The organism is Streptomyces purpurogeneiscleroticus, from assembly GCF_020024005.1.
GTDB classification, from domain to species: domain Bacteria; phylum Actinomycetota; class Actinomycetes; order Streptomycetales; family Streptomycetaceae; genus Streptomyces; species Streptomyces purpurogeneiscleroticus.
In genome coordinates this window covers 1-19,527 of record NZ_NHSG01000160.1, presented here as the reverse complement: position 1 = coordinate 19,527, position 19,527 = coordinate 1, and the positions used below count along the sequence as shown (strand labels likewise).

Genomic DNA, 19,527 nt, shown 5'->3' with positions numbered 1-19,527 from the left:
CCCGAGCCCCGGCTCCGCCCCGGCCTCCAGCGGCGCTCCGCCCCCGACAACGGAAAAAGCCCCAGGTCACGGTGTGACCTGGGGCTTCCCCTCGCCGAGCCGCCTAAGGGAATCGAACCCTTGACCTACGCATTACGAGGGGTGCAAGCGTGTGTCGGACAGTGATGCGTGATCATGTTCAGTCCTGTTTTGCCAGGTCAGAGTCTTGCCGGACTTGGCGGCGTGGCGCTCGATCCAACGGGTGCCATCCCGTTCCGCTCACGCATCGCTCACGCACGACAGCGTGGTGACCACTACCTCTCATCATGCTGGGGTCAGCGGTGTTCCGGGTTGGTTGTGGAGCGAGGCATTGGGTGGCGCAACCAGGGGCACAGGACGCCCCATTCCGCCTGACGAGACATCACCGCGATGATGTCTCGTCATGATGGAGCTTGTGGTCGCCTTGGTGGCTGCCGTGTCGGCCTGGCCGGCACGGTCGTCGGTGCAGGCTTCGGCAACAGCGGCTTCAGGCGTACGAAGGTTTCCTGGCAGTCCGGGACGAGCGTCTTCGCCCTCATTGCCTCTGCAGATCTGCCGGGAGACTCCGGATCACCGGGCGCGAACCCGCCGAAGGAAGCTGCTGACCGCATGGCAGAAAGTGCGCCCAGGCTCCACATCCTGGGACCGACCGAGGTGGCTCAGGCGGCGGAAGAGCTCGCCGAGAGCATCCGGCGCGACGTGGACATAGCCACCGAACTCAAGGAACTGGCAGAGTCAACGGTTCCGGCAGCGACCGACCGGATGACCAACGGGACAGCACCACTCGTCCCACCGACTGCCGCCGTCGCGATGCCCGTCGTGCTGATGCCGTACGACGGGCCGCAACCACTCCGCCCTCCCGAATCGCAGCCACCGCCGGCCCATGACGACGGCGTTGACGGACACCGAGGCGCACTCGCACCCCCGCAGCACCACCCCGCGACCCCGGTCACGGCGAGCGCCGGCCGTCGAGGCGGGACGCGCTGGAAGACCCGCTCCGGCAGCGTTGATCGCCCTGGACATCACGGTCCCGAGCAGCAGGATGGGCGTGGCCTGCACGGTCACAGCAGGCCAGACGGTTCGCCAGGCCTGCACCGCCCCACGGCGAACAGCAGGACAACACCGGGCACGACGGCGGCCGCGACGAGCAGCAAGGGCCAGTACCGCGGCAACGCCGCCCCCCTGCTCCCCGACATCACCGACCGCCCCGCCGCGACCACGCTCCACGACCGCCTGCTGTCGGCCACCGCCGACCTGGACAACCCTCCCCTGTGAAAGCCTCGAACTTTGAGAGCACGGTCACGAGGCCGAGGGCAGGGCGATCTTCGAGGGCATCCGCCTCACCGCCCCGCGACCCGGCCCCCTGACTGATCGCTGCGGAATCCGTCGAAGCCCACGACGAACTGGAATCAGCGACCGAAACCCAGACGGAGGCCGCCCACCTGTTGCTGCAGGAGGGCACGGAACCTCTACGGCCGCCACCGCGTCCGCCGCATGGCCGCCGGAGAGGGGCGCGGGGGTGCGGGTCCACTCAGAACTACGACGCCTGTCACTGCGGCCCGGGGCCTGAAAACGGGCGACAGGGCTGATACGGCGATGCCCGAGGCTGCCTGCATCGGCGGTACGGCCGGCAGGCGGAATCCGGTGCGGCAGCGCTCGGCCCCGTGATGGAATCGACACGACAGCCGTAGTTCGGCGGCTCGACCGCCACGGACTCGACTGTCGTCGGGACCGAGCCACGATCGTGAGGCACAGCCGCCTTGAGCACAATGAAGCTGTCGTCGCGCTCCGTCTCCGCACGCATGAGCAGGCAGGCGAGCAAGGGCACGGCCGCCGAACTGCTGGTCCGACGCCTCCTGCACGCGGCCGGCCTGCGCTACCGCGTGGAGTACCCGGTGCCAGGCATGGCGCGGCGCCGGATCGACGTGGCGTTCACCTCGGTCGAAGTAGCTGTCCTGATCGACGGATGCTTCTGGCACGGCCGCCCCGAACACGCGACGCAATCGACGTCGAACGCAGAGTGGTGGCGCCAGAAGTTGGACCGCAACATGGCGCGTGATACGTAGACCACGGAGCACGTCGTAGCGGCCGGCTGGGAGGTGCAGCATGAAGCACCGGATGACGTGGCTCTCCGTATCGCGGCGGCGGTGGAGCGGCGGAAGGTCCAGCGGGGACGGGGGAGGAATCGTTGAGCGGACTGAGCTTTCTCGACGTGTGCTCGGGGGCAGGTGGACTCGCTCTGGGGCTGGAACGAGTGGGCTTCACGCCTCGACTCCTCCTGGACAACGAGTCGTCCGCCTGCGACACGCTCAAAGCCAACCGGCTCCATTGGAACGTGCTGAAAGCGGACCTTCTCGACTTCGACCCCGTGGACCACCCCGAGGTGTACGACGTCGATCTGCTGGCAGCCGGTCTCCCCAGGGTGAGGTCGAGTGCGACGGTGACGCGCCAGTCGTCGAACATCGAGTTGCGCCTGATCGAGGCGACTGCCTATCTGGTCCACGCCGTCCAGCCACGTGCACTGATCATCGAGAACGTGCCCACCCTGGTCGACGAGGACTCCCTGGCGCCGATACGGGACTTCCTCCGCGAAGAGCTGGAGCACCTCGGCTACGCACTGACCTGGTTCATCCTGAACGCTTCCGACTTCGGAGTGCCCCAGGACCGCATGCATGGCATCCTCGTGGCCGTCAAGCAGCAGTGGGCGAGCGCCTTCCGGCCGCCCTGCCCCAGCGTCCACGAACACGTGTCGGTCGGAGAGGCGCTGGCGCCGTCGATGCGTTCCTGCGGTTGGCCGGACGCCGACCGTTGGGCGGCCCAGGCGACGCGTGTGGCACCGACCTTGGTGGGCGGATCCAAGACGCACGGAGGCCCCGACTTCGGACCGAGCGGCACGAAGGCCAAGTGGCGACGGATGGGGGTCTACACGAAGTCGTTCGGGAACGAGCCGCCCGGCCCCGACTTCACGTGGGATCCGTCACTCGGGGACGACGGACTGGTACGGATCACGGTGGACCAGACCGCCCTCCTCCAAGGCTTCCCCGAAGCGTGGGAGATCTCCGGCCGCAAGACCGCCCGGTACCGCCAGATCGGGCACGCGACCCCGCCGCCTGTCGGAGAGGCGCTGGGACGGGCTCTCGCCGAAGCGTTGAACGGGGATCCGGGAGTCCCCGCGGCCGGCTAAACTTCCACCACATGACCAGTTCGGCGCACCACCAGTCCATCCTCGACAAGCCCTTTGTCCTGGACCTCTTCGCAGGACCCGGAGGGCTGGATGTCGCTGGGCACGCGCTCGACATCCCGAGTCTCGGCATCGAGTGGGACAGAAGTGCGTGCCTCACGCGATACGCGGCCGGGCTGGATACCCTTCACGCCGACGTGAGCGCGGTACGCAGGGATTCCTTCGAGTCCCTGCCGCCGGAGATCAACGTGCTCGCAGGCGGCCCTCCGTGCCAGACGTACTCGGTGGCCGGGCACGGCGCCGGACGCCAGGCATTGGAGCGGGTCAAGGAGTACATCGAGCGGCTGATGGCGGGGGATCCCGACGAGGAGATCGACAAAGACCTGAAGAGGCTCAGCGATCCACGCACTGCACTGGTCCTCGAGCCCCTCCGATATGCCATTCAGGCGACCCGGAGCCCGAACCGGGAGAAGCGCCCGTACGACGTCATCGTCCTGGAACAGGTCCGCGAGGTCGAGGAGCTCTGGAAGCACTACGCCAAGGTGCTGGAAGAGACAGGGCTCCCCGACGGAACCAAGTACAAGGTCGTCGTCGATGTCCTCGATACCGAGACCTACGGGGTTCCGCAGACGCGGTCCCGCGCGGTGCTGATCGCCCGGCGTGAAGGGCTTGGTGAGCCCTCGCTTCCCTCGCCGACCCACCATTCCTACGAAGTCAAGGAATGGAACCGAAGGAACGGGAAGAATGAACACGACCAGGCCGCGGGCCAGGTCCATCAGCCGACTCTCTACAACGGCACCGGGCCGGAGGCCGAGGAGCACCAGGCAACAGACGAAGAGGCTCTGCTGCCCTGGAGGTCGATGGGTGAGGTCCTTGCGAACCCGGCGGGCTCACATCCGGGGCGCCGCGCTCCGTTCCTGGTTCGCTCGAACTACGGTAGCTCCAGCAACCCCGGGCGGCGAGGCGTGCGAAGCGAACAGCAGCCTGCCTTCACCGTCACCGGCAAAATCAGCCGCTTCGTAGTCTTCCAACACCTCGACGAGAACATCGTCTACGAGGGCCCGCGGTTCAGCATGAACGAGGCCGGGATGCTGCAGAGCTTCCCGCCGGACTATCCGTGGTCCGGTACTGCGCAAGCCCAGCAGGTAGGCAACGCCGTACCGCCGCTGTTCGGTGCGCACCTGCTGAGTTCCGCTCTCGGACTCCCCAAGCCGGACCCGGAGGAGCTGAGGAAGCCGTGGCAGGCGGCCACGGAGGAACAGCGGGCCAAGCTGCGAAGTAACGGCTGCGGGGCCGCCGACGCCTGCACCGACAGGTGCCCACAGCCCAAGGACCAGGTGCCGCCGCCCTCTTCCGTGCGTTCGCGCAAGAGCAAGAAGGCGCCGGCGAAGTAGTAGCCGAGGACGGCGCTTGGTCAGTCCCCGGTCTTCCTGCCCCTGACCGGCGCAGTCTCGAACAGCTCCGCGAAGTAGCTGGTGAGTGCGGCCACGGACTCCTCCCGCACGAGGTCCTCGTCTGGCCCCTTCGGAAGTTCGTACCGCTCGACCGGCGGCGCCGATTCCGCCTCCGCGATCCAGTCCCGCAATCTGGCAGGGTCTCTGGGCTCGTCCGGTGCGAGGACGTCGTAGGTGAGGGTCGCCCCGGCCGTGCTGATCGCGACGCAGAGACCGTTGATCTCTCGCCCGGTGGTGACAAGCCCGCTCTGCAGGAGACGGACCAGAGCCTGGGCAGTGGGACGGTGATCGATCACATCCATCCGCAGAACAGTGTGGACGAGGTCCTGATTTCCGCAGGCGGCCTGGACCGGCTCATAGTCCGACCCGTTCCGGAACAGCTCAGCCGCCCACCACAGACGGGAGAAGCACTGTCGATCCGCAGGGCCACGGAAGCGCTCTGCTGCGATGCGCCTCTCCGGCCTGTTCGCCGTCGGCTCCGATAGATGCCGCCAGGCCACATAGTCGGGAGCCACGGCCAGGGCGAGATGGTTCCACAGGCGCTTGTCCGCCGCCTCGCGCCGCGTGAGACGCAACGTGGCGTGGAGTCGTGGCGCGAGCCATGCATCAGCTCGGGTGCGGTCGTCCCGGAACTCGAACATGGCGTCCTCCACCAAGCTCCGGATCGGTTCGACCCACCACCTGGCATCGTCCTCGGGGAGCGGCTCGACGACCTTGGCGAGATCGATGCCGCCGTGAACCTGTTCGCCTTTGAGCAGTTCCTCGGTGAGGAACGGATCGACGGCCGAGGTGGCGAGCAGTCCCAAGCGCTCGGGTACGTGGGTCGGTTGGGTGATCACGTCTCACTCTCGCGGTTCATCTGTTCCAGGCTTCGGATGGCATAGGCGAGTGCCTTGGAGGCATCGGCACGGCGAACCGCTGCGTAGTGGATACGCGTCTGGAGCTCCACCCACCCCGAGTCGCCAGTACGTCGGCGGTGGACCTGTCGGAGGGCCTCCTCGACGTGCACGCCGGGAATCACGTCCGGAAGCATCTCCCGCAGCACCTCGCCCCGCCAGTCGGTCGGGAAGACCGGGCCGCCGCCGGGTTCCACCTCCAGATCGCCGATGGCACCCTGGAACACCGCGGTCCAGACGTCGGTGGCCATCTGGGCGACCAGGAGGTCCCGCACCTTGCTCTCCACACCCGAGCCGTTGCCGTCCAACAGGCCGATGACACCCTCGACATCGGTGTTCACGAAGACGGTAGGGACTCTGGCCGAGGCGTCCACCGTCCAGGGCGCGTCGGCGTAAGCCTGGAGCCACTCCCGGGAGCTTCTCTTGAACGACACCGTCTGGACGTCCAGTTGGAGCCCACGGACCGGCTCGTCGGAGACCGTGTCGATGATCCAGTCCCGGTCGGTCTCCGCGATCGACCGTCCGCGCACTCCGTCGACTGTCCCGACCGCGTACGCAGCGAGGGAAGCTCGTGCCACGTGGTCGTCACGGAGCACGTCCAGGGAACCGGACCAGTCCCGGCCCTCCGGCGCGTCGCGCGTGAGTTCCGCTGAGGTGCGGATGTTGGTCTCGCCGTCCGTCAGTACGGCGAGGACACTCAGATCGGACCAAGCCGCGTCCGGCGCATTCGCCCCGGGCGGCAGCGTCGCCGAGAGACCGATCGTGGCGCTGATCCAGTCGGTGTGCCCCGCGATGCCGAGCGCGACGGCCTGCTGCTGAGTCGAATACGCGGTGGTCTCCAGCTGGTCACGGGTGCCGTCGGAGAGCTTGAGGGCAACCGAGGTCACCCTGAGCGTCACCGGCCGGTTGAGCCGCTTGTACGGGTAGATCTTCACGCGTCACTCCCCCTTGCCGGCACGGAGTTCGACGACGAGGCGGGTGAGTAGCGTCTTGACCGGGTGGCTGGCGACGTCGGTGAATCCTCGGAACTTCGCGCGACGCGTCCCGGGCGGGAAGCGCAAGGTCCCGTCCTCCACCTCACAGCCCTCGACCGCCACGAGCTCGGCCCATTCCAGCTTCGGGCGGCCACCGGAACGCACGTCGAGCTGTGCGACCGGCGTCATCGGGACGATCTCGTCGCCACGCGGGATGCTCACTTCGGCGGTGATCCGCCACTCCCCGTCGTCACCGACTGTCGCATCGAGCAGGTCCAGCACCGGAACCACCGGCCCGGCGGACGCCTTGGCCTTGGGTTTTCTCTTCACGGTCAACGCCTTGCGTACGGCCTCGCCGCCTTCGCGGCTGGTGCGCTTCGGCCGTGCGACAAGTTCTCTGACCGCGCTGTTGACCGCAGTGGTCAGCTCGTTGATCCGCCGGTATGCGGACGGCGACCAGCGCAGGGTCAGCTCCTCCGTCTGTCCCCAACGGTCGTGCTCAGGCGGTTCCGCCGCACGCAGGAACTCCTCGGCCTCCTTCGCGAAGGGGGCCCCTTCTCCGGCTGCCTCGCCCACCAACAGAACGGCTTGGAAGGGATTGGTTCCGATCGGCAGCCTCTGAACGCCGGCCCTCCTGACGGTCATGCGGTTGCCGCGCAACGAGTGCACCTGGTTCTTCCCGCCGTCCCCGTCCCTGTCCCCCTCGGCCTCGGTGACCAGCAGCACCCCCTGGTGCGTACCGAGCGTCCCCCGGGCGCCGCCGGAGAGCGGAAGCTTCAACGGGACGCTCCGCGCCGCCACCTGTCCGGCCTCGGTGAGGCGATCCACCGTGGTGCCCTCGTAGTGCGCCCTCAGGGCACGAGTCCGGGCGGGCTGCTCAACAGACGGGTCCACCTGCTTCTCCGGCACGACCTCCTTGCCGTTCTTCAGAGCACGGACGGAAACCTCCAGGAGGGGGAGCCTGCTGCCGCCGCCGGTCATCGCGGCCCAGAAATCACGTCCCAGCGCCTCGACCAGACGCTCGTGCATCTTGCTGATGTCACGCGTGTCCTCGTCACCCTCCTCGTCACCGATGGACTCGTCGTCGGCATCGGTCTTCCCCTCGAGGGTGGCCACGTCGTGCGCACCGACGATGAGGAAGGACGTACCGGGTTCGTCACTCTCCCTGGCCAGATGCAGGCGTGCCACGGTCTCCTCATCCGCCCACCAGGAACGGGCGACCATGGCACCTGGCGAATCGGGGTCGGGACGCCCGAACCATGCGGGGCCCGCGTACGGCTCGCCGTCCACCTCACGCCAGGGCAGTTCGAGACGGCCGATGACTCGTCGCTCGGTGCGTCCCTCGTGAGGCACGGACAAGGTGGAGTTGATGAGTACGAGTCCGAGGGCGCTGGTGGCCCACAGTGTCGCCTTGCCCAGACCGTACGAACCACCCGCGCTGGGCCCGGACTTGAGGCTCTCCAGTTGACGTCTGACCACGGCGGCGAACTTGCCGTCCGCGTAGTCGTCGCCGATGAGCCCGGAAGCGTTGTAGTCGTCGACCCGCAGCAGGACCAGGCGGCCCTTCTCGTACATGTCGCGCACCCCGGCGTCCACGACCCGACCGACCTTCTGGTTACCGGCGGTCTCCGAGACGGCGGAGTAGTGCGGAAAGAGGTCGTTCCAGAGGATGGCTTCCCGGAAGGCGTCCAGGGCCTCACCGGTGAGCTCGTGCAGGGTGTAGCGGACCTTGACCGGGCGGCCGTTCGCCGTCAATCGCTCGTCGAGGCTGTTCTGGCAGGTCTCGCGGGCCAGTACCTGCACATCGGCGTCGAAGGCGAAGGCGGCGGCATTTCCCAGGTCACGGCCGCCGTCGGGGTAGCCGGGGCGGTGGTACCAGGTGACCGGGAGGCCGGCCTGGGTGTCGGTGGTGCGAGTGTGCACCGTGCCCACATCCGTGCCGAGCGCCCGGGCGATGTCCGTCATGACGGTCGGGCGAGGAGTCGATCTGCCGGTGATCCACGCGGACACGGCAGCCCGGGTCAGCTTGAGCTCGTCGGCCAGTTCGGCCTGCGTCTTCCCCGCGAGCTTGAGCTGTCGGGCCAACCAGGGCCCGAACTCCTCACCTGTCTCCACGCGTCGCCTGCTCTTTCCTCGGTCCCATGCTGATCACATGTCGTGGACCACGAGGTTAATTTGACGCGCGTGGCAGTGTCAACCAACAGTTGATCGAGCTCGATCATCCGGTCACTTCGACCTAGTGTCCAACTTGTCCCGAATGTGCACTCTTCAACCTCTTTGCGTCACTTCCTCAAGCGGAGCGTCCAACTCCCGTCGAGCGAGCGGGAGTTGGGGTTGCACATTCGAGTGACGGTCGATACCGTCGTTGACGATGGGGATTCCATCTCGCTCACGAAACCCGAAAAGGGCGGGCCAGGCGACAAAGAGAGAAGTGCGCCCAAAATTCAGCCCTACACACCGCCGTAACCTCACGCAGAAGTACCTTCCGAAAAGGACTGGCCATACAAGGCTCGACCTCCTAGCTTGATTCATCGGGAGGAAGTCCCACTCGAAGTTCCAACTTATCCATTTCATTTCACACGGGGGACGTGCGCTCGAATACACCCCTGTGCAACTGCACGATGCGACCTTAGGGGTGGATCACTCAATGAATGAGCAGCAGGACGATGACGAGTCGTTGGACTCACAGCGGGAGTCCAATTCATTTTGGTTGGGCATGAAGATGGCCAGCAGCAGGGCCGAGGTTCAGATTATTCTTGACCGTTTCGACGTACCTGAAGAGGAATTCGTCAACCGGTTCCCCTCCTTGGCCAAGCTGGTTCAAGGGCTGCCGGACGATACCGCTCCCCCGGCCTGATTCAGCACGTCGCGGGCCGAAGTATCAGTCTCGCAACAACCAACGCCTTCGCCGTGAGCCCGCCGCTTCACGAAGGCACTGTGGAAATCACCCCCAAAGCCACGACGAACACGGGCCGACCGACGATGCCGATGGCCGGCCCTCCGTTCGATCTTCGCCCGAACCTTTGACAACCCAGGAGCGCAGTAGCAGTGCCGTCTTCGTCCTCGCTGGTAATTCAAACCGTTCTCGAACAGTCCTCGCGTGTCCTCCAGACTTACGCCGTTGACCCTGGTCTCGTGGCCGAGCACGCAAATGGCGAGCGTCGTATTACCCAGGGCGGATATGGCGACCGCCAGCTTTTCGAGCTCGTTCAGAACGCGGCGGACGAAATGGCCGACGAGCAGGGCGGGCGAGTTTATGTTGTCCTCACGGAAACCCATTTGTACTGCGCGAACGAGGGTAACCCGGTGACCCCGGAAGGTGCGGAGACAATTCTTCGGATGAGTATGTCGAAGAAGCGTGGGGGCCAGATCGGGCGTTTCGGGGTGGGCATCAAATCGGTTCTCGTGGTGACCGACGCACCGGAATTCTTCAGCAGCACCGGAAGTTTCGGATTCGACCGCGCCTGGTCGTACGAGCAGATCAAGGCTGTGCCCGGCGTGACGGCACGCTACGGCCCGGAGTTCGACGCCCCCGTGCTGCGGATGGCCCGACCTCTGGACGTGCAGGCCGAGCGCGCCTCCGATCACGTCCTGAACGAGCTCCTGAGCTGGGCCACCACCGTCGTTCGCCTGCCCCTGCTTCCGAAGGCCGACGACCGGCTGGGCCGGGACATGCACGGTGGTCGCGCCAAGGACCACGGCGAGCCCCGCGAGGAGTTCCCGGCCGGCTTCCAACTCTTCTCGCCGCACGTCGCGAAGGTCGTGCTGGAGGACCGCCGGCCTCGGCCCATGGCCCGTCGGACGCTGACCGCCCAGCAGGCCGGCGACCTGCACACTGTGATCGAGGAGCGAACCGGGAAGGCCGTCACCACCGACCGGTGGCGCGTGTTCACCACCACCCACGAACCCGGTCCGGCGGCCCGCAACGACGCCGGAGAGCTGCATGACCGGCTCTTGCTCAGCCTCGCCTGGGGTGTCCCGACCCTGGAGAAGGATCAGGAGAGCGGCCTGTACGTCAGTCCACGCTCGCGCGGACGCGGCAAGTTCTGGTCCTTCTTCCCGACCAAGTACGAGATGTCGTTGAGCGGCATCCTCAACGGCGCCTGGAAGACGAACGAGGACCGGCAGAATCTCCTCGACTCCTCCCCCTTCAACCAGGAGATGATCAGAGCGGCCGCACAACTGGTCGTCGAGTCGCTCCCGGCCTTGGCGCCCGCCGAGGACCCGGCCGCCTATCTCCCCCTGCTGCCCGGCCGTGTGAAGGAGGCGATCAGTTGGGCGGACGAATTTCTGACCGAGGAGATCTGGATGCGTACCGCGGTGAACGCATCGCTTCCTGACCAGGACGGCGTGCTGCGCGTGCCGACCGAGCTGCGGGTGCATCCTCGTCCCAAGGACCCGAAGAAGGAATCGAAGTCTCTCCTCCGTTGGCTGCGACTGTGGAACGAGTGTCAGGACCGCCCGTCGAACTGGCTGCATCCGAGTGTCGAAGTGAATTCTCTGCGCTCCGGCAAGGTCGAACACATCCTTGATGCGGCCAAGCACCAACGAGCCGACGTTCGCGATTGGTTGGAGGCCCTTGTCGAGAACGGCACCGTGCAGGCCTCCGCAACGGCAATCCGCATTCTCGCCGACATGATCGAGGTCAAGTCCCCGTTCGTCGAGGACGCCCGCAAAGCCCACATCGTCCTCACCGAGGAGCATGGTCTCGTCGCCCCTGTACACGGCAAGGTCTACCGCCGTACCGACCAGGACGGACTGCGCGAGTCCCTGGTGTACGTGGTCGACGAGCTCGCCCAGGACCCGTCGCTGGCGCACGCGCTTGACGTCCTGGGCATCCGGGAAGCCGATGTCGAGGGCCGGTTCGACAGCGTTCTCGACCAGGGCTTCGACCACTACAGCCAATCGGACTGGGAACGGTTTTGGGAGCTGTTCCGCCAGGCGGGGGTCCGTCGCCTGACCCACAAGGTCCTGGAGCGGGTGCCCGCAGCACGCTCAACGCTGCGTGTGCGGACCGCCGACGGCCGGTTCCGGCCGGTCGAGGACTGCATGCTGCCGGGTGTCGTGGTCGACGCGAAGCGGGACCCGAGCATTGCCGTCGACATGGCGTTCCACTCCGACGACACCCCCTTCTTCGCCCAGATCGGTCTGCGGGAACGACCGTACGGCGGGGTCCGGCCCCAGGAGGGCGAGCCGTGGTTCGAGGAGTACCGCGAAGCCCTCCACGCCGCCTATCTGCGCCGCCTGGACAGTAGCGCCCCTCGCCCCGCACTGAACCGGATGAAGGTCGAGGGTGCCCCGATCGGCGGCCCGCTCCACCTCTTCCGCGCCCTCTCGGAGGAATCCCGCGCCGCCTTCCTGAAGGTGCTGCCCGACGACGCCGTGGTGGACAACTGGACTCGCCAGATCGGCGCGCAGACCAACACCCGACAGCCGGTGCCCTCGCCCATCCGGTGGATGCTGATGAAGTTCGGCACGATCGGCACCTCCCAGGGCATCAAACCGCTGAGGGAAGCCGTCGGCCCGCAGCTCGCCGGTTACCGAGACGTGCTGCCGGTCGCCGACATCTCCCCCGAGAAGGCCCGCAGGCTGCGGCTCCCGACCACCGTCGACGAGGTCCCCGCCGACCGTTGGGACGCACTCCTCGACGAGGTGACCCGCAGCGAGGACGACTCCTTCGTGGGCGCCACCTACGTGATGCTGACCCGGTTCGGCGCGGACTTCCCCGAGGACTCCCTGACCCGTTGCCGGATCGGCGACGCTTGGGGGACACGGCCCGACAGCGAGATCACCGTCGCCGTCGGGACCGCTCAGTACCAGGCGCTGCGCGTCGAGCAACTCCCGGCGCTGCTCGTACCGACCACCGACGATGCCGAGCTGATGATCGAGAAGTGGGGCATGCTCCGCTATGCCGACGTGATCAGCCTGGAGACCCGTGAAGTCACAGAGGGCGACCCCGTTCCGCTGGTCGAGCTGTTCCCCGCCCTGCGGCAGCGTCTGAACAGCGGGAACCGCAACAGCATGGTGCAACGGTGCAGCGAACTGGAGGAGGTCACCCGCACACCCAACGGCACGCACGCCTCCCCCCTGGACGCCGTGCGTCAGGACAGCACCGTCAAGGTCCGCGTCCCTCTGGACCCCGAGCCGATGCTGCGACTGATCGACCGTGAACTCGGCCTGGGCCTCGGTACTGCCGGTTGCCGTGCGGTACTGGAGCACCAGGACCGTATGGCGCGGGACAGCGAGCTGAAGGCGGCGCAGAAAGCGGTGCGCGAGGCCGAGGACGTGGTGGCCAAGATCGAGCTGCTGATCGGTGCCGACGCACTCCGGACCGGGCTCCCCGAGGGATTGATGGAAGCCGAGTTGCAGGCGAACGACGGCGTAGAGCCGTCCGGGCGCCGGATCGCTCAGATGGCGTTCAACGCGCACGGTGACGGAGTGCTCCAGCAGCATGCCCGGGACATCCAGGCACGCTTTCCCAACGCCCCGGTCGCGTACGGGGGTTCGTCGGCGGCCATCGCCTTCGTCTCAGAACTGAAGCTGCCTGTCGCGTTCGCCGGTTCGAGGACTCCGTCTCCGCCTCCATTCGAGACCGTCGAGGGCCCTCGTGACTTCCCGAGCCTCCACGAGTACCAGGAGGACCTGGTCCGGAACATCTCCACCATGCTCGACCGACTGGCCCCTCAGCGCGGCATGCTGTCCCTGCCCACGGGCGCCGGCAAGACCCGGGTCACTGCCGAGGCCGTGATCCGCTGGGTGAAGCGGGTCGGTGACCTCAAGGGTCCGCTGCTGTGGATCGCACAGACCGAGGAACTGTGCGAACAGGCCGTCCAGAGCTGGAAGTTCGTTTGGAGCAAGGTCGGCGCCGAACGCCCGCTCACCGTCAGCCGGCTGTGGAGCACCAACGAGGTCGGCGACGTCGTCGACCACCCGCACCTGGTGGTCGCCACCGACGCCAAGCTGGAGCGGTGCCTTGGTACTGACCAGTACGCCTGGTTGCGTCAGGCCGTGCTGGTGATCGTGGATGAGGCGCACACCGCCATCTCCAAGCGATACACAGAGATCCTGAGCCATTTGGGGCTCACCCAGTACGAGACCGGCCGGCATCTCCTGGGCCTGACCGCCACCCCGTTCCGGAACACCAATGAGGAAGAGACCCGCCGCCTGGTCAGCCGCTTCGGCAATCGGCGGCTCGACGAAGGAGTCTTCCCATCGGGCGATCCGTATCGCGACCTACAGGACTGGAGGATGCTCGCCCAGGTCGAGCACCGCACCCTTGAGGGCGGTCGAATCGAACTCACCCGCGACGAGAAGACGCACGCCGATCGCATGGCCATGCTCTCTCGCTCCGCCGAACAGCGGCTTGCCGACGACCACGCGCGCAGTCGGCGCATCGTCGACTCGGTGGCCGAACTGCCGGACGACTGGCAGATCTTGCTCTTCGCCACCTCAGTCGACCACGCCAAATACTTGGCAGCCATGCTCAACGACCGGGGTGTCCCCTCCGCCGCCGTGGACTCGACGACCAGCACGCAGGACCGCCGCAATCGCATCGAGAACTTCCGACGCGAACACATCCGGGTCCTCACCAACTACGGTGTGCTCACCCAGGGATTCGACGCGCCAGCCACTCGTGCCGTGGTCGTGGCCCGACCGGTCTACAGCACCAACGTGTACCAGCAGATGATCGGTCGCGGACTGCGCGGACCTCTGAACGGCGGCAAGGAGAGCTGCCTGATCCTCAATGTCAGCGACAACATCGCCAACTTCGACACGCACCTTGCCTTCACTCAGTTCGAGCACCTCTGGAGCCGGAAGTGACCGACGCCTACCAGGACAGCCCACCGCTCACCGACGAGCAACTGGCCGTGGTCGAACAGCCCTGGGACGCTCGTGTCCTGGTCACCGCAGGCGCCGGTGCCGGAAAGACCCACACCCTGGTACGTCGACTCGACGCCCTGTGCGGTCAGGAGGGCCCCGAACAGGCGCTAGAGGCGGCGGAGATCCTGGTGCTCACATTCTCCCGGGCCGCCGCACGGGAGTTGCGCGAGCGGATCTCCCGGCACGGGGAACGAGCCCACCGGGTACGCGCCCGTACGTTCGACGCGTGGGCCTACGAGGTGCTCCTCCAGGCGCATCCGGACGGCGAGTGGGGAGAGGTCGGCTTCGACGAACGGATTGCCGCCGCGACCCGCGCGATCGAGAAGGGCGCGCTGGAGATCGGCGACGCGGTCCCACCCGCCCATGTCGTGATCGACGAGGTGCAGGACCTGCTGGGTGGGCGCCGCGAGCTGGTGGAGACACTTCTCGACCGGTATCAGGACAGCTGCGGCTTCACCGTCGTCGGCGACGCCGCCCAGTCCGTGTACGGCTTCCAGATCGAGGACCTGGACGAACGCAGCGATGAGACCGGCCGGTTCTTCGACTGGCTGCGCTGCTCCTATCCCGACGACCTGGTGGAGCTGCACCTCACCCAAAACTTCCGGGCCACCACCACCGAGGCCCGGGTCGCGCTGGCGCTCGGCCCCCGGCTCCAACAACTGAGCGATCCGGACGAGGCGGGAACGCTCTACGACGAACTGCGCGACCTCCTCCTGGATCCGGCGAACTGCATGGACGGCCTGCACGACGAGTTCACTCTGGACGGCCTGCGCGACCTCTCCGATACATGCGCCGTCCTCACCCGTGACAACCAGCAGTCCCTCGTGGTCTCCGACCTGCTGCACGCCCACGGCATCGATCACCGGCTGCGGCGCCCCCTGGAGGAGCGCCCGGTGCCGTACTGGGTGGCCGAGTTGCTGCGCCGCACGGAGGCGAACGCCCTCACCGAGGACCGGTTCCGTACGCTCCTCGCGGACATCCCACTCCCGTACGAACCCGACGCCACCGCCCTGTGGACGGTGCTGCGTCGGGCCGCGCGCGGGGCGGGACGCGGCGTGCTCGATCTGGACCGGTTGCGCCGGGTGGTCGCCCAGGGCGGATTCCCCGACGAGGCGGCCGACCCGGAGACGGCCCACGTCGTCGTCTCGACGGTGCACCGAGCCAAGGGCCTGGAGTTCGACCGGGTGATCGTCCTGACTCCACCGACCCTCGCCGAACTCCACAAGCGGTACCAGGACCGGTTGGACCTGCCCGCTGAGGCCCGCGCCCTGTACGTGGCGATGACACGTGCCCGCCAGGACCTGTACCACGTGCTCCCTCCCGAGCTGCCGCTCTTCAGAACGGCGGGGAGCCGGTACCACGGCAGGCGCTACCTCGGATCGTGGCGGTCGTACGACAGGTACGGGATCGTCGCCGGGCCGGGCGACGTGAACCGTGACGACCCGCCCGGCCAGGAGACGGACGCCGTCGCCACCCAGGCGTATCTCCTGGAAGAGGTCCGTCCCGGCCAGGAGGTGCTGCTGCGCAGACGCCACGACCTGCCGATGGGCGAGACGGAGAGCCCGCCGTACGCCCTGGTGCACGAAGGGCGGGAGATCGGCGAGGCCTCGCGGAGGTTTCACGAGGACCTGTTCCAGGTGCAGAAGGTGAACCGCACCTGGGACGCCTGGTGGCCCGACGAGATCCACGGCCTGCGGATCGACACCCTGGAGACCGTGACGGGCAGCACCGCCGCCGGCGCCAACGCCGGTCTTGGGGATCGAGGCGTGTGGATCGTCCCGCGGATCACCGGCATCGGCCGGTACCGGAGAGCCGACAACTACGAGGAGCAGCGCGCATGACGCAGGTGGCAGGCCGACACTCCGAGCACTACCGGGTCCGGGACGAGGAACTCCTGGTGGGGCTCCGCCGTGAACTCCTGGGCCCCGCCGAGGACTGCGAGCCGGAGGACCGGGACGAGGTGCTCAGCCAGGACGCGCCGATCGACCGCTATCTGACCGGCGTGCTGTATCCGCGTGCCGCGGACAGAGCCGCGAAGGAGCAGCAGGACGACGACGCCGGCGAACAGCAAGGTCTGGACGCCGCGCCTCTGCTCTCCCGCGACGACGTCGAGGAGTCGGGCACCGCGCAGGAGGTCGGCGCCTCGGGGGACAGGCGACCCTCCTCTATGGGTCTCACTTTCGCGGTCCGCCCGGCTATAAGCAGTTCGATCGTGGTCTCGGCCCGTGCGGCCGTCTACGAACCCACCGACGCCGAGGGCAAGCGCGTCCCGGCCCGCCGCGCCGAGGCCCGTACCACCGCCGACCAGAGGGAGCGGTGGCGGCGCAAGGAACTCGCCCTCCCTGACCAGACCATCGACGTGACCCGGCCGGATCCGAAGGTGAGGATCACACTGACCCCGGAAGCCGCGCTGCACGTCAACGTCCGGCGTCTCGACCAGGCCAACGGCACGGTCACGATCACGGTCACGTTGATCAACACGCAGAAGGTCGGGGAGTGGGATCTCCAGGACGCCTTCTCCCTGTTCCAGTGCGGTCTGACAGTCCGGGCAGCCGACGGCTCCACCGCGTTCGTCGAGCGTCCCGCCCCGGCGGCCGACCACGACCCGGAGATCGCCACGAGTCGGTTGCTGCACCGCCACGCCCCGACCTTCGCGATCGGCCACGGCTGCGCCGCCGAGTGGGACTGGTCTCCGTCGCCGATCGGCGTGACCGAATCCGAACCGCCCGCCGTCCGCGAGGTGCGGACCCAGTTCGTACCCACCGTGGAGGTACTGCTCACCGACTCCAACCCGGAGATCGACAGCTCGGCGCTGTCCATGCTGGGGCTGGCCGAGCGGTCCGACGCCGAAGTCCTGGCCGCTCTGAATGGGCTCGCCACGGGGTACGAACACTGGATCGACTGCAAGTCGGCCGAGGCGGACGCTCTGACAGGCACCCCCCACGAGAAGCCCGCGCGAGAGCAGGTGACGGCCTGCCGCGAGGCGCTCGACCGTATCCGTGAGGGCATCGAGCTGTTGCGGACCAAGCCCGATCTGATGAGGGCTTTCCGACTCGCCAATCACGCAATGGCCGACCAGCGCGCCCGCAGTGCCTGGGTGAAGGGCGGACGCGTCGGCGTCCCCGACCCGGCCGCCGGTCGCTGGCGCCCCTTCCAGATCGCGTTCGTGCTGCTCTGCCTGGCCGGCATCGACGACCCCGCGCACCACGATCGGCAGATCTCCGACCTGCTCTGGTTCCCCACCGGTGGTGGCAAGACAGAGGCCTACCTCGGGCTGATCGCCCTCACATCGTTCCTGCGTCGCATCCGCAAGGGCGCGGACGGCGGCGGGGTCACCGTGCTCATGCGGTACACGCTGCGGCTGCTCACCCTCCAGCAGTTCGAGCGCGCGGCGATCCTGCTCTGTGCCATGGAGCACATGCGACGCCGGACAACCGAACTGGGCCATGAGAGGTTCTCCGTCGGCATGTGGGTGGGACGTTCGGCCACCCCCAACACGCTGGACGTGGCAGGCCTGAAGCTCGACGAGCTGCGGAGGAACCTCGACAAACGCCTCGCCACCGAGAACCCCGTCCAGCTGCACGCCTGCCCCTGGTGCGGAACCCGCCTCGACGCGCGGAACTATGAAGTCGACGAGGACGCCAAGCGGATGCACATCCGATGCCCTGGCGCGGGCTGCGACTTCGCCGACGGCCTACCCGTCCACCTGATCGACGAGGCGGTGTACGACGCAAGGCCGACCCTGGTGATCGCCACCGTCGACAAGTTCGCGTCGATGCCATGGCGTCCCGCGACCTCCGCACTCTTCAACCGCGACGACGACCCGGCCGGCGGCACCCCTCCCCCGGAACTGATCGTCCAGGACGAACTCCATCTGATCTCAGGCCCGTTGGGAACCCTCACCGGCCTCTACGAGACAGCGGTAGACGCACTCGCCGACCAGCCCAAGGTGATCGCCTCCACGGCAACCATCCGTCGCGCCGCCGACCAGGGACGCCACCTCTTCGCCCGCGATGTACGGCAGTTCCCGCCTGCCGGTCTGGATGCCCGCGACTCGTGGTTCGCCGTGGAAACACCACGTGAGGAGAAGGCGAGCCGCCGCTACGTCGGCCTCCTGGCCCCCGCTACCAGCCAGTCCACCCTCCTGATCCGCACGTACGCCACCCTGCTGCACCGGGCCAAGCAGGCGAAGACCGACGACGAGGTGCGCGATGCGTACTGGAGCCTCATCGGCTACTTCAACAGCCTCCGGCTGCTGTCCGCGGCCGAACTCCAGGTCCATGACGACGTGATGGCCTATCTGGAGCTGCTCGCCGAGCGCGAGGGAGTGGAGGTCCGCTCGGTCGCCAACTACTCGGAGCTGACGAGTCGGATCGACGCCAGCGAGATCCCCACCCGCCTCAAGGGCATCGAGAAGCGGCTGCCCGACGAGGACACAGTGGACGTCCTGCTGGCCACCAACATGATCGCGGTCGGCGTGGACGTGGACCGCCTCGGTCTCATGGCCGTGATGGGTCAGCCGCAGACGACCGCCGAATACATCCAGGCCACCAGCCGGGTCGGCCGCGCGCACCCCGGCCTGGTCGCGGTCATGCTCAACTCGACCCGGTCTCGGGACCGTTCCCACTACGAGAGCTTCCAGCATTTCCACTCGGCCCTGTACCGCGAGGTCGAATCCACCTCTGTCACCCCGTTCTCTGCCCGCGCCCGTGACCGGGGCCTGCACGCGGTGATCGTCGCCCTCGCCCGCATCATGATCCCCGCTGCCCGACCCAACGAGGGCGCCGGCCAGGTCGAGTCCTACGAGGACGTGCTCCGGGGCCGCATCAAGTCGATTCTCCTGGAGCGCGTGGAGGCGGTCACCCAGGAGGAGACCGACGCCGTGTCGCGGGCCTTCGACGAGTTCGTCGATTGGTGGTGCGACGCGGCCGACATCCACAACGGCCTGCTGTTCGAGCCTCAGAGGGACAGTCGTACCCCTTCGCTCCTGAAGGCGTACGACGACGAGTCCCAGGGCGCCGAGGCATATTCCACGTTGTGGAGCCTGCGCGACGTCGACGCCGAGACCGCCCTGTTCATGGAGGGAACCCGATGACCCCGCCCCCCGCCCGCCGTCGCCGGAC

Annotated in this window: 10 protein-coding genes, 1 tRNA gene and 1 pseudogene; 8 read left to right on the top strand and 4 right to left on the bottom strand. The window is 67.5% G+C overall.

Features of this window, described 5'->3' with window-relative positions:
* Window positions 1-97: 97 nt before the first annotated feature.
* Window positions 98-222: transfer RNA gene (locus CCS38_RS09220), tRNA-Ser, on the bottom strand.
* Between the two features lie 405 nt (window positions 223-627).
* Here CCS38_RS09220 and CCS38_RS35665 point away from each other — a divergent pair.
* The 4 genes and pseudogenes from CCS38_RS35665 to CCS38_RS09195 all read left to right on the top strand — a co-directional run bounded on the left by CCS38_RS35665 (window position 628) and on the right by CCS38_RS09195 (window position 4,593).
* Entirely contained in the window at window positions 628-1,293 is a 666-nt protein-coding gene (locus CCS38_RS35665; protein ID WP_372457030.1) for a hypothetical protein, read from the top strand.
* 527 nt (window positions 1,294-1,820) lie between these two features.
* A pseudogene (locus CCS38_RS09205) lies at window positions 1,821-2,210 on the top strand (very short patch repair endonuclease).
* Window positions 2,207-3,202 carry a DNA cytosine methyltransferase gene (locus CCS38_RS09200; protein ID WP_223732709.1) on the top strand — a complete coding sequence of 332 codons (996 nt, stop codon included), beginning with the start codon at window positions 2,207-2,209 and terminating at the stop codon, window positions 3,200-3,202. Before CCS38_RS09205 ends, CCS38_RS09200 begins: the two are co-directional and overlap by 4 nt.
* 11 nt (window positions 3,203-3,213) lie before the next feature.
* Entirely contained in the window at window positions 3,214-4,593 is a 1,380-nt protein-coding gene (locus CCS38_RS09195; protein WP_223732708.1) for a DNA cytosine methyltransferase, read from the top strand.
* 20 nt (window positions 4,594-4,613) lie between these two features.
* Here CCS38_RS09195 and CCS38_RS09190 read toward each other — a convergent pair whose 3' ends face one another.
* The 3 genes from CCS38_RS09190 to CCS38_RS09180 are packed head-to-tail and all read right to left on the bottom strand — an operon-like array spanning window position 4,614 to window position 8,638.
* Window positions 4,614-5,492, bottom strand: coding sequence for a DUF6339 family protein (locus tag CCS38_RS09190; RefSeq protein WP_223732707.1), 879 nt, complete (start codon window positions 5,490-5,492; stop codon window positions 4,614-4,616).
* Window positions 5,489-6,484, bottom strand: a complete 996-nt coding sequence (locus tag CCS38_RS09185; RefSeq protein WP_223732706.1) for a hypothetical protein — start codon at window positions 6,482-6,484, stop codon at window positions 5,489-5,491. Before CCS38_RS09185 ends, CCS38_RS09190 begins: the two co-directional genes overlap by 4 nt.
* Window positions 6,485-6,487: 3 nt before the next feature.
* Complete coding sequence (locus CCS38_RS09180) at window positions 6,488-8,638, bottom strand: helix-turn-helix transcriptional regulator (RefSeq protein ID WP_223732705.1); 2,151 nt, start codon at window positions 8,636-8,638, stop codon at window positions 6,488-6,490.
* A gap of 532 nt (window positions 8,639-9,170) precedes the next feature.
* On the opposite strand from CCS38_RS09180, the gene CCS38_RS09175 reads away from it, so the two are divergent.
* The 4 genes from CCS38_RS09175 to CCS38_RS09160 all read left to right on the top strand — a co-directional run bounded on the left by CCS38_RS09175 (window position 9,171) and on the right by CCS38_RS09160 (window position 19,499).
* Window positions 9,171-9,380: a hypothetical protein gene (locus tag CCS38_RS09175; protein ID WP_223732704.1), complete on the top strand. Its 210-nt coding sequence runs from the start codon at window positions 9,171-9,173 to the stop codon at window positions 9,378-9,380.
* Window positions 9,381-9,571: 191 nt separating this feature from the next.
* Window positions 9,572-14,344 (top strand): sacsin N-terminal ATP-binding-like domain-containing protein, encoded by a 4,773-nt coding sequence (locus CCS38_RS09170; protein WP_372457029.1) that lies wholly within the window; start codon window positions 9,572-9,574, stop codon window positions 14,342-14,344.
* The gene (locus CCS38_RS09165; RefSeq protein WP_223732703.1) at window positions 14,341-16,245 is read left to right on the top strand and encodes a UvrD-helicase domain-containing protein; all 1,905 of its coding nucleotides are present in this window, start codon (window positions 14,341-14,343) and stop codon (window positions 16,243-16,245) included. The genes CCS38_RS09170 and CCS38_RS09165 overlap by 4 nt, the downstream gene beginning before the upstream one ends.
* Window positions 16,242-19,499 (top strand): helicase-related protein, encoded by a 3,258-nt coding sequence (locus CCS38_RS09160; RefSeq protein WP_223732702.1) that lies wholly within the window; start codon window positions 16,242-16,244, stop codon window positions 19,497-19,499. The genes CCS38_RS09165 and CCS38_RS09160 overlap by 4 nt, the downstream gene beginning before the upstream one ends.
* Window positions 19,500-19,527: the final 28 nt, after the last annotated feature.

Excerpts from the sequence above, each read along its gene's own strand:
- CCS38_RS35665 (WP_372457030.1), top strand. The coding sequence starts at position 628 with ATGGCAGAAAGTGCGCCCAGGCTCCACATCCTGGGACCGACCGAGGTG.
- CCS38_RS09195 (WP_223732708.1), top strand. The coding sequence starts at position 3,214 with ATGACCAGTTCGGCGCACCACCAGTCCATCCTCGACAAGCCCTTTGTC.
- CCS38_RS09175 (WP_223732704.1), top strand. The coding sequence starts at position 9,171 with ATGAATGAGCAGCAGGACGATGACGAGTCGTTGGACTCACAGCGGGAG.
- CCS38_RS09160 (WP_223732702.1), top strand. The coding sequence starts at position 16,242 with ATGACGCAGGTGGCAGGCCGACACTCCGAGCACTACCGGGTCCGGGAC.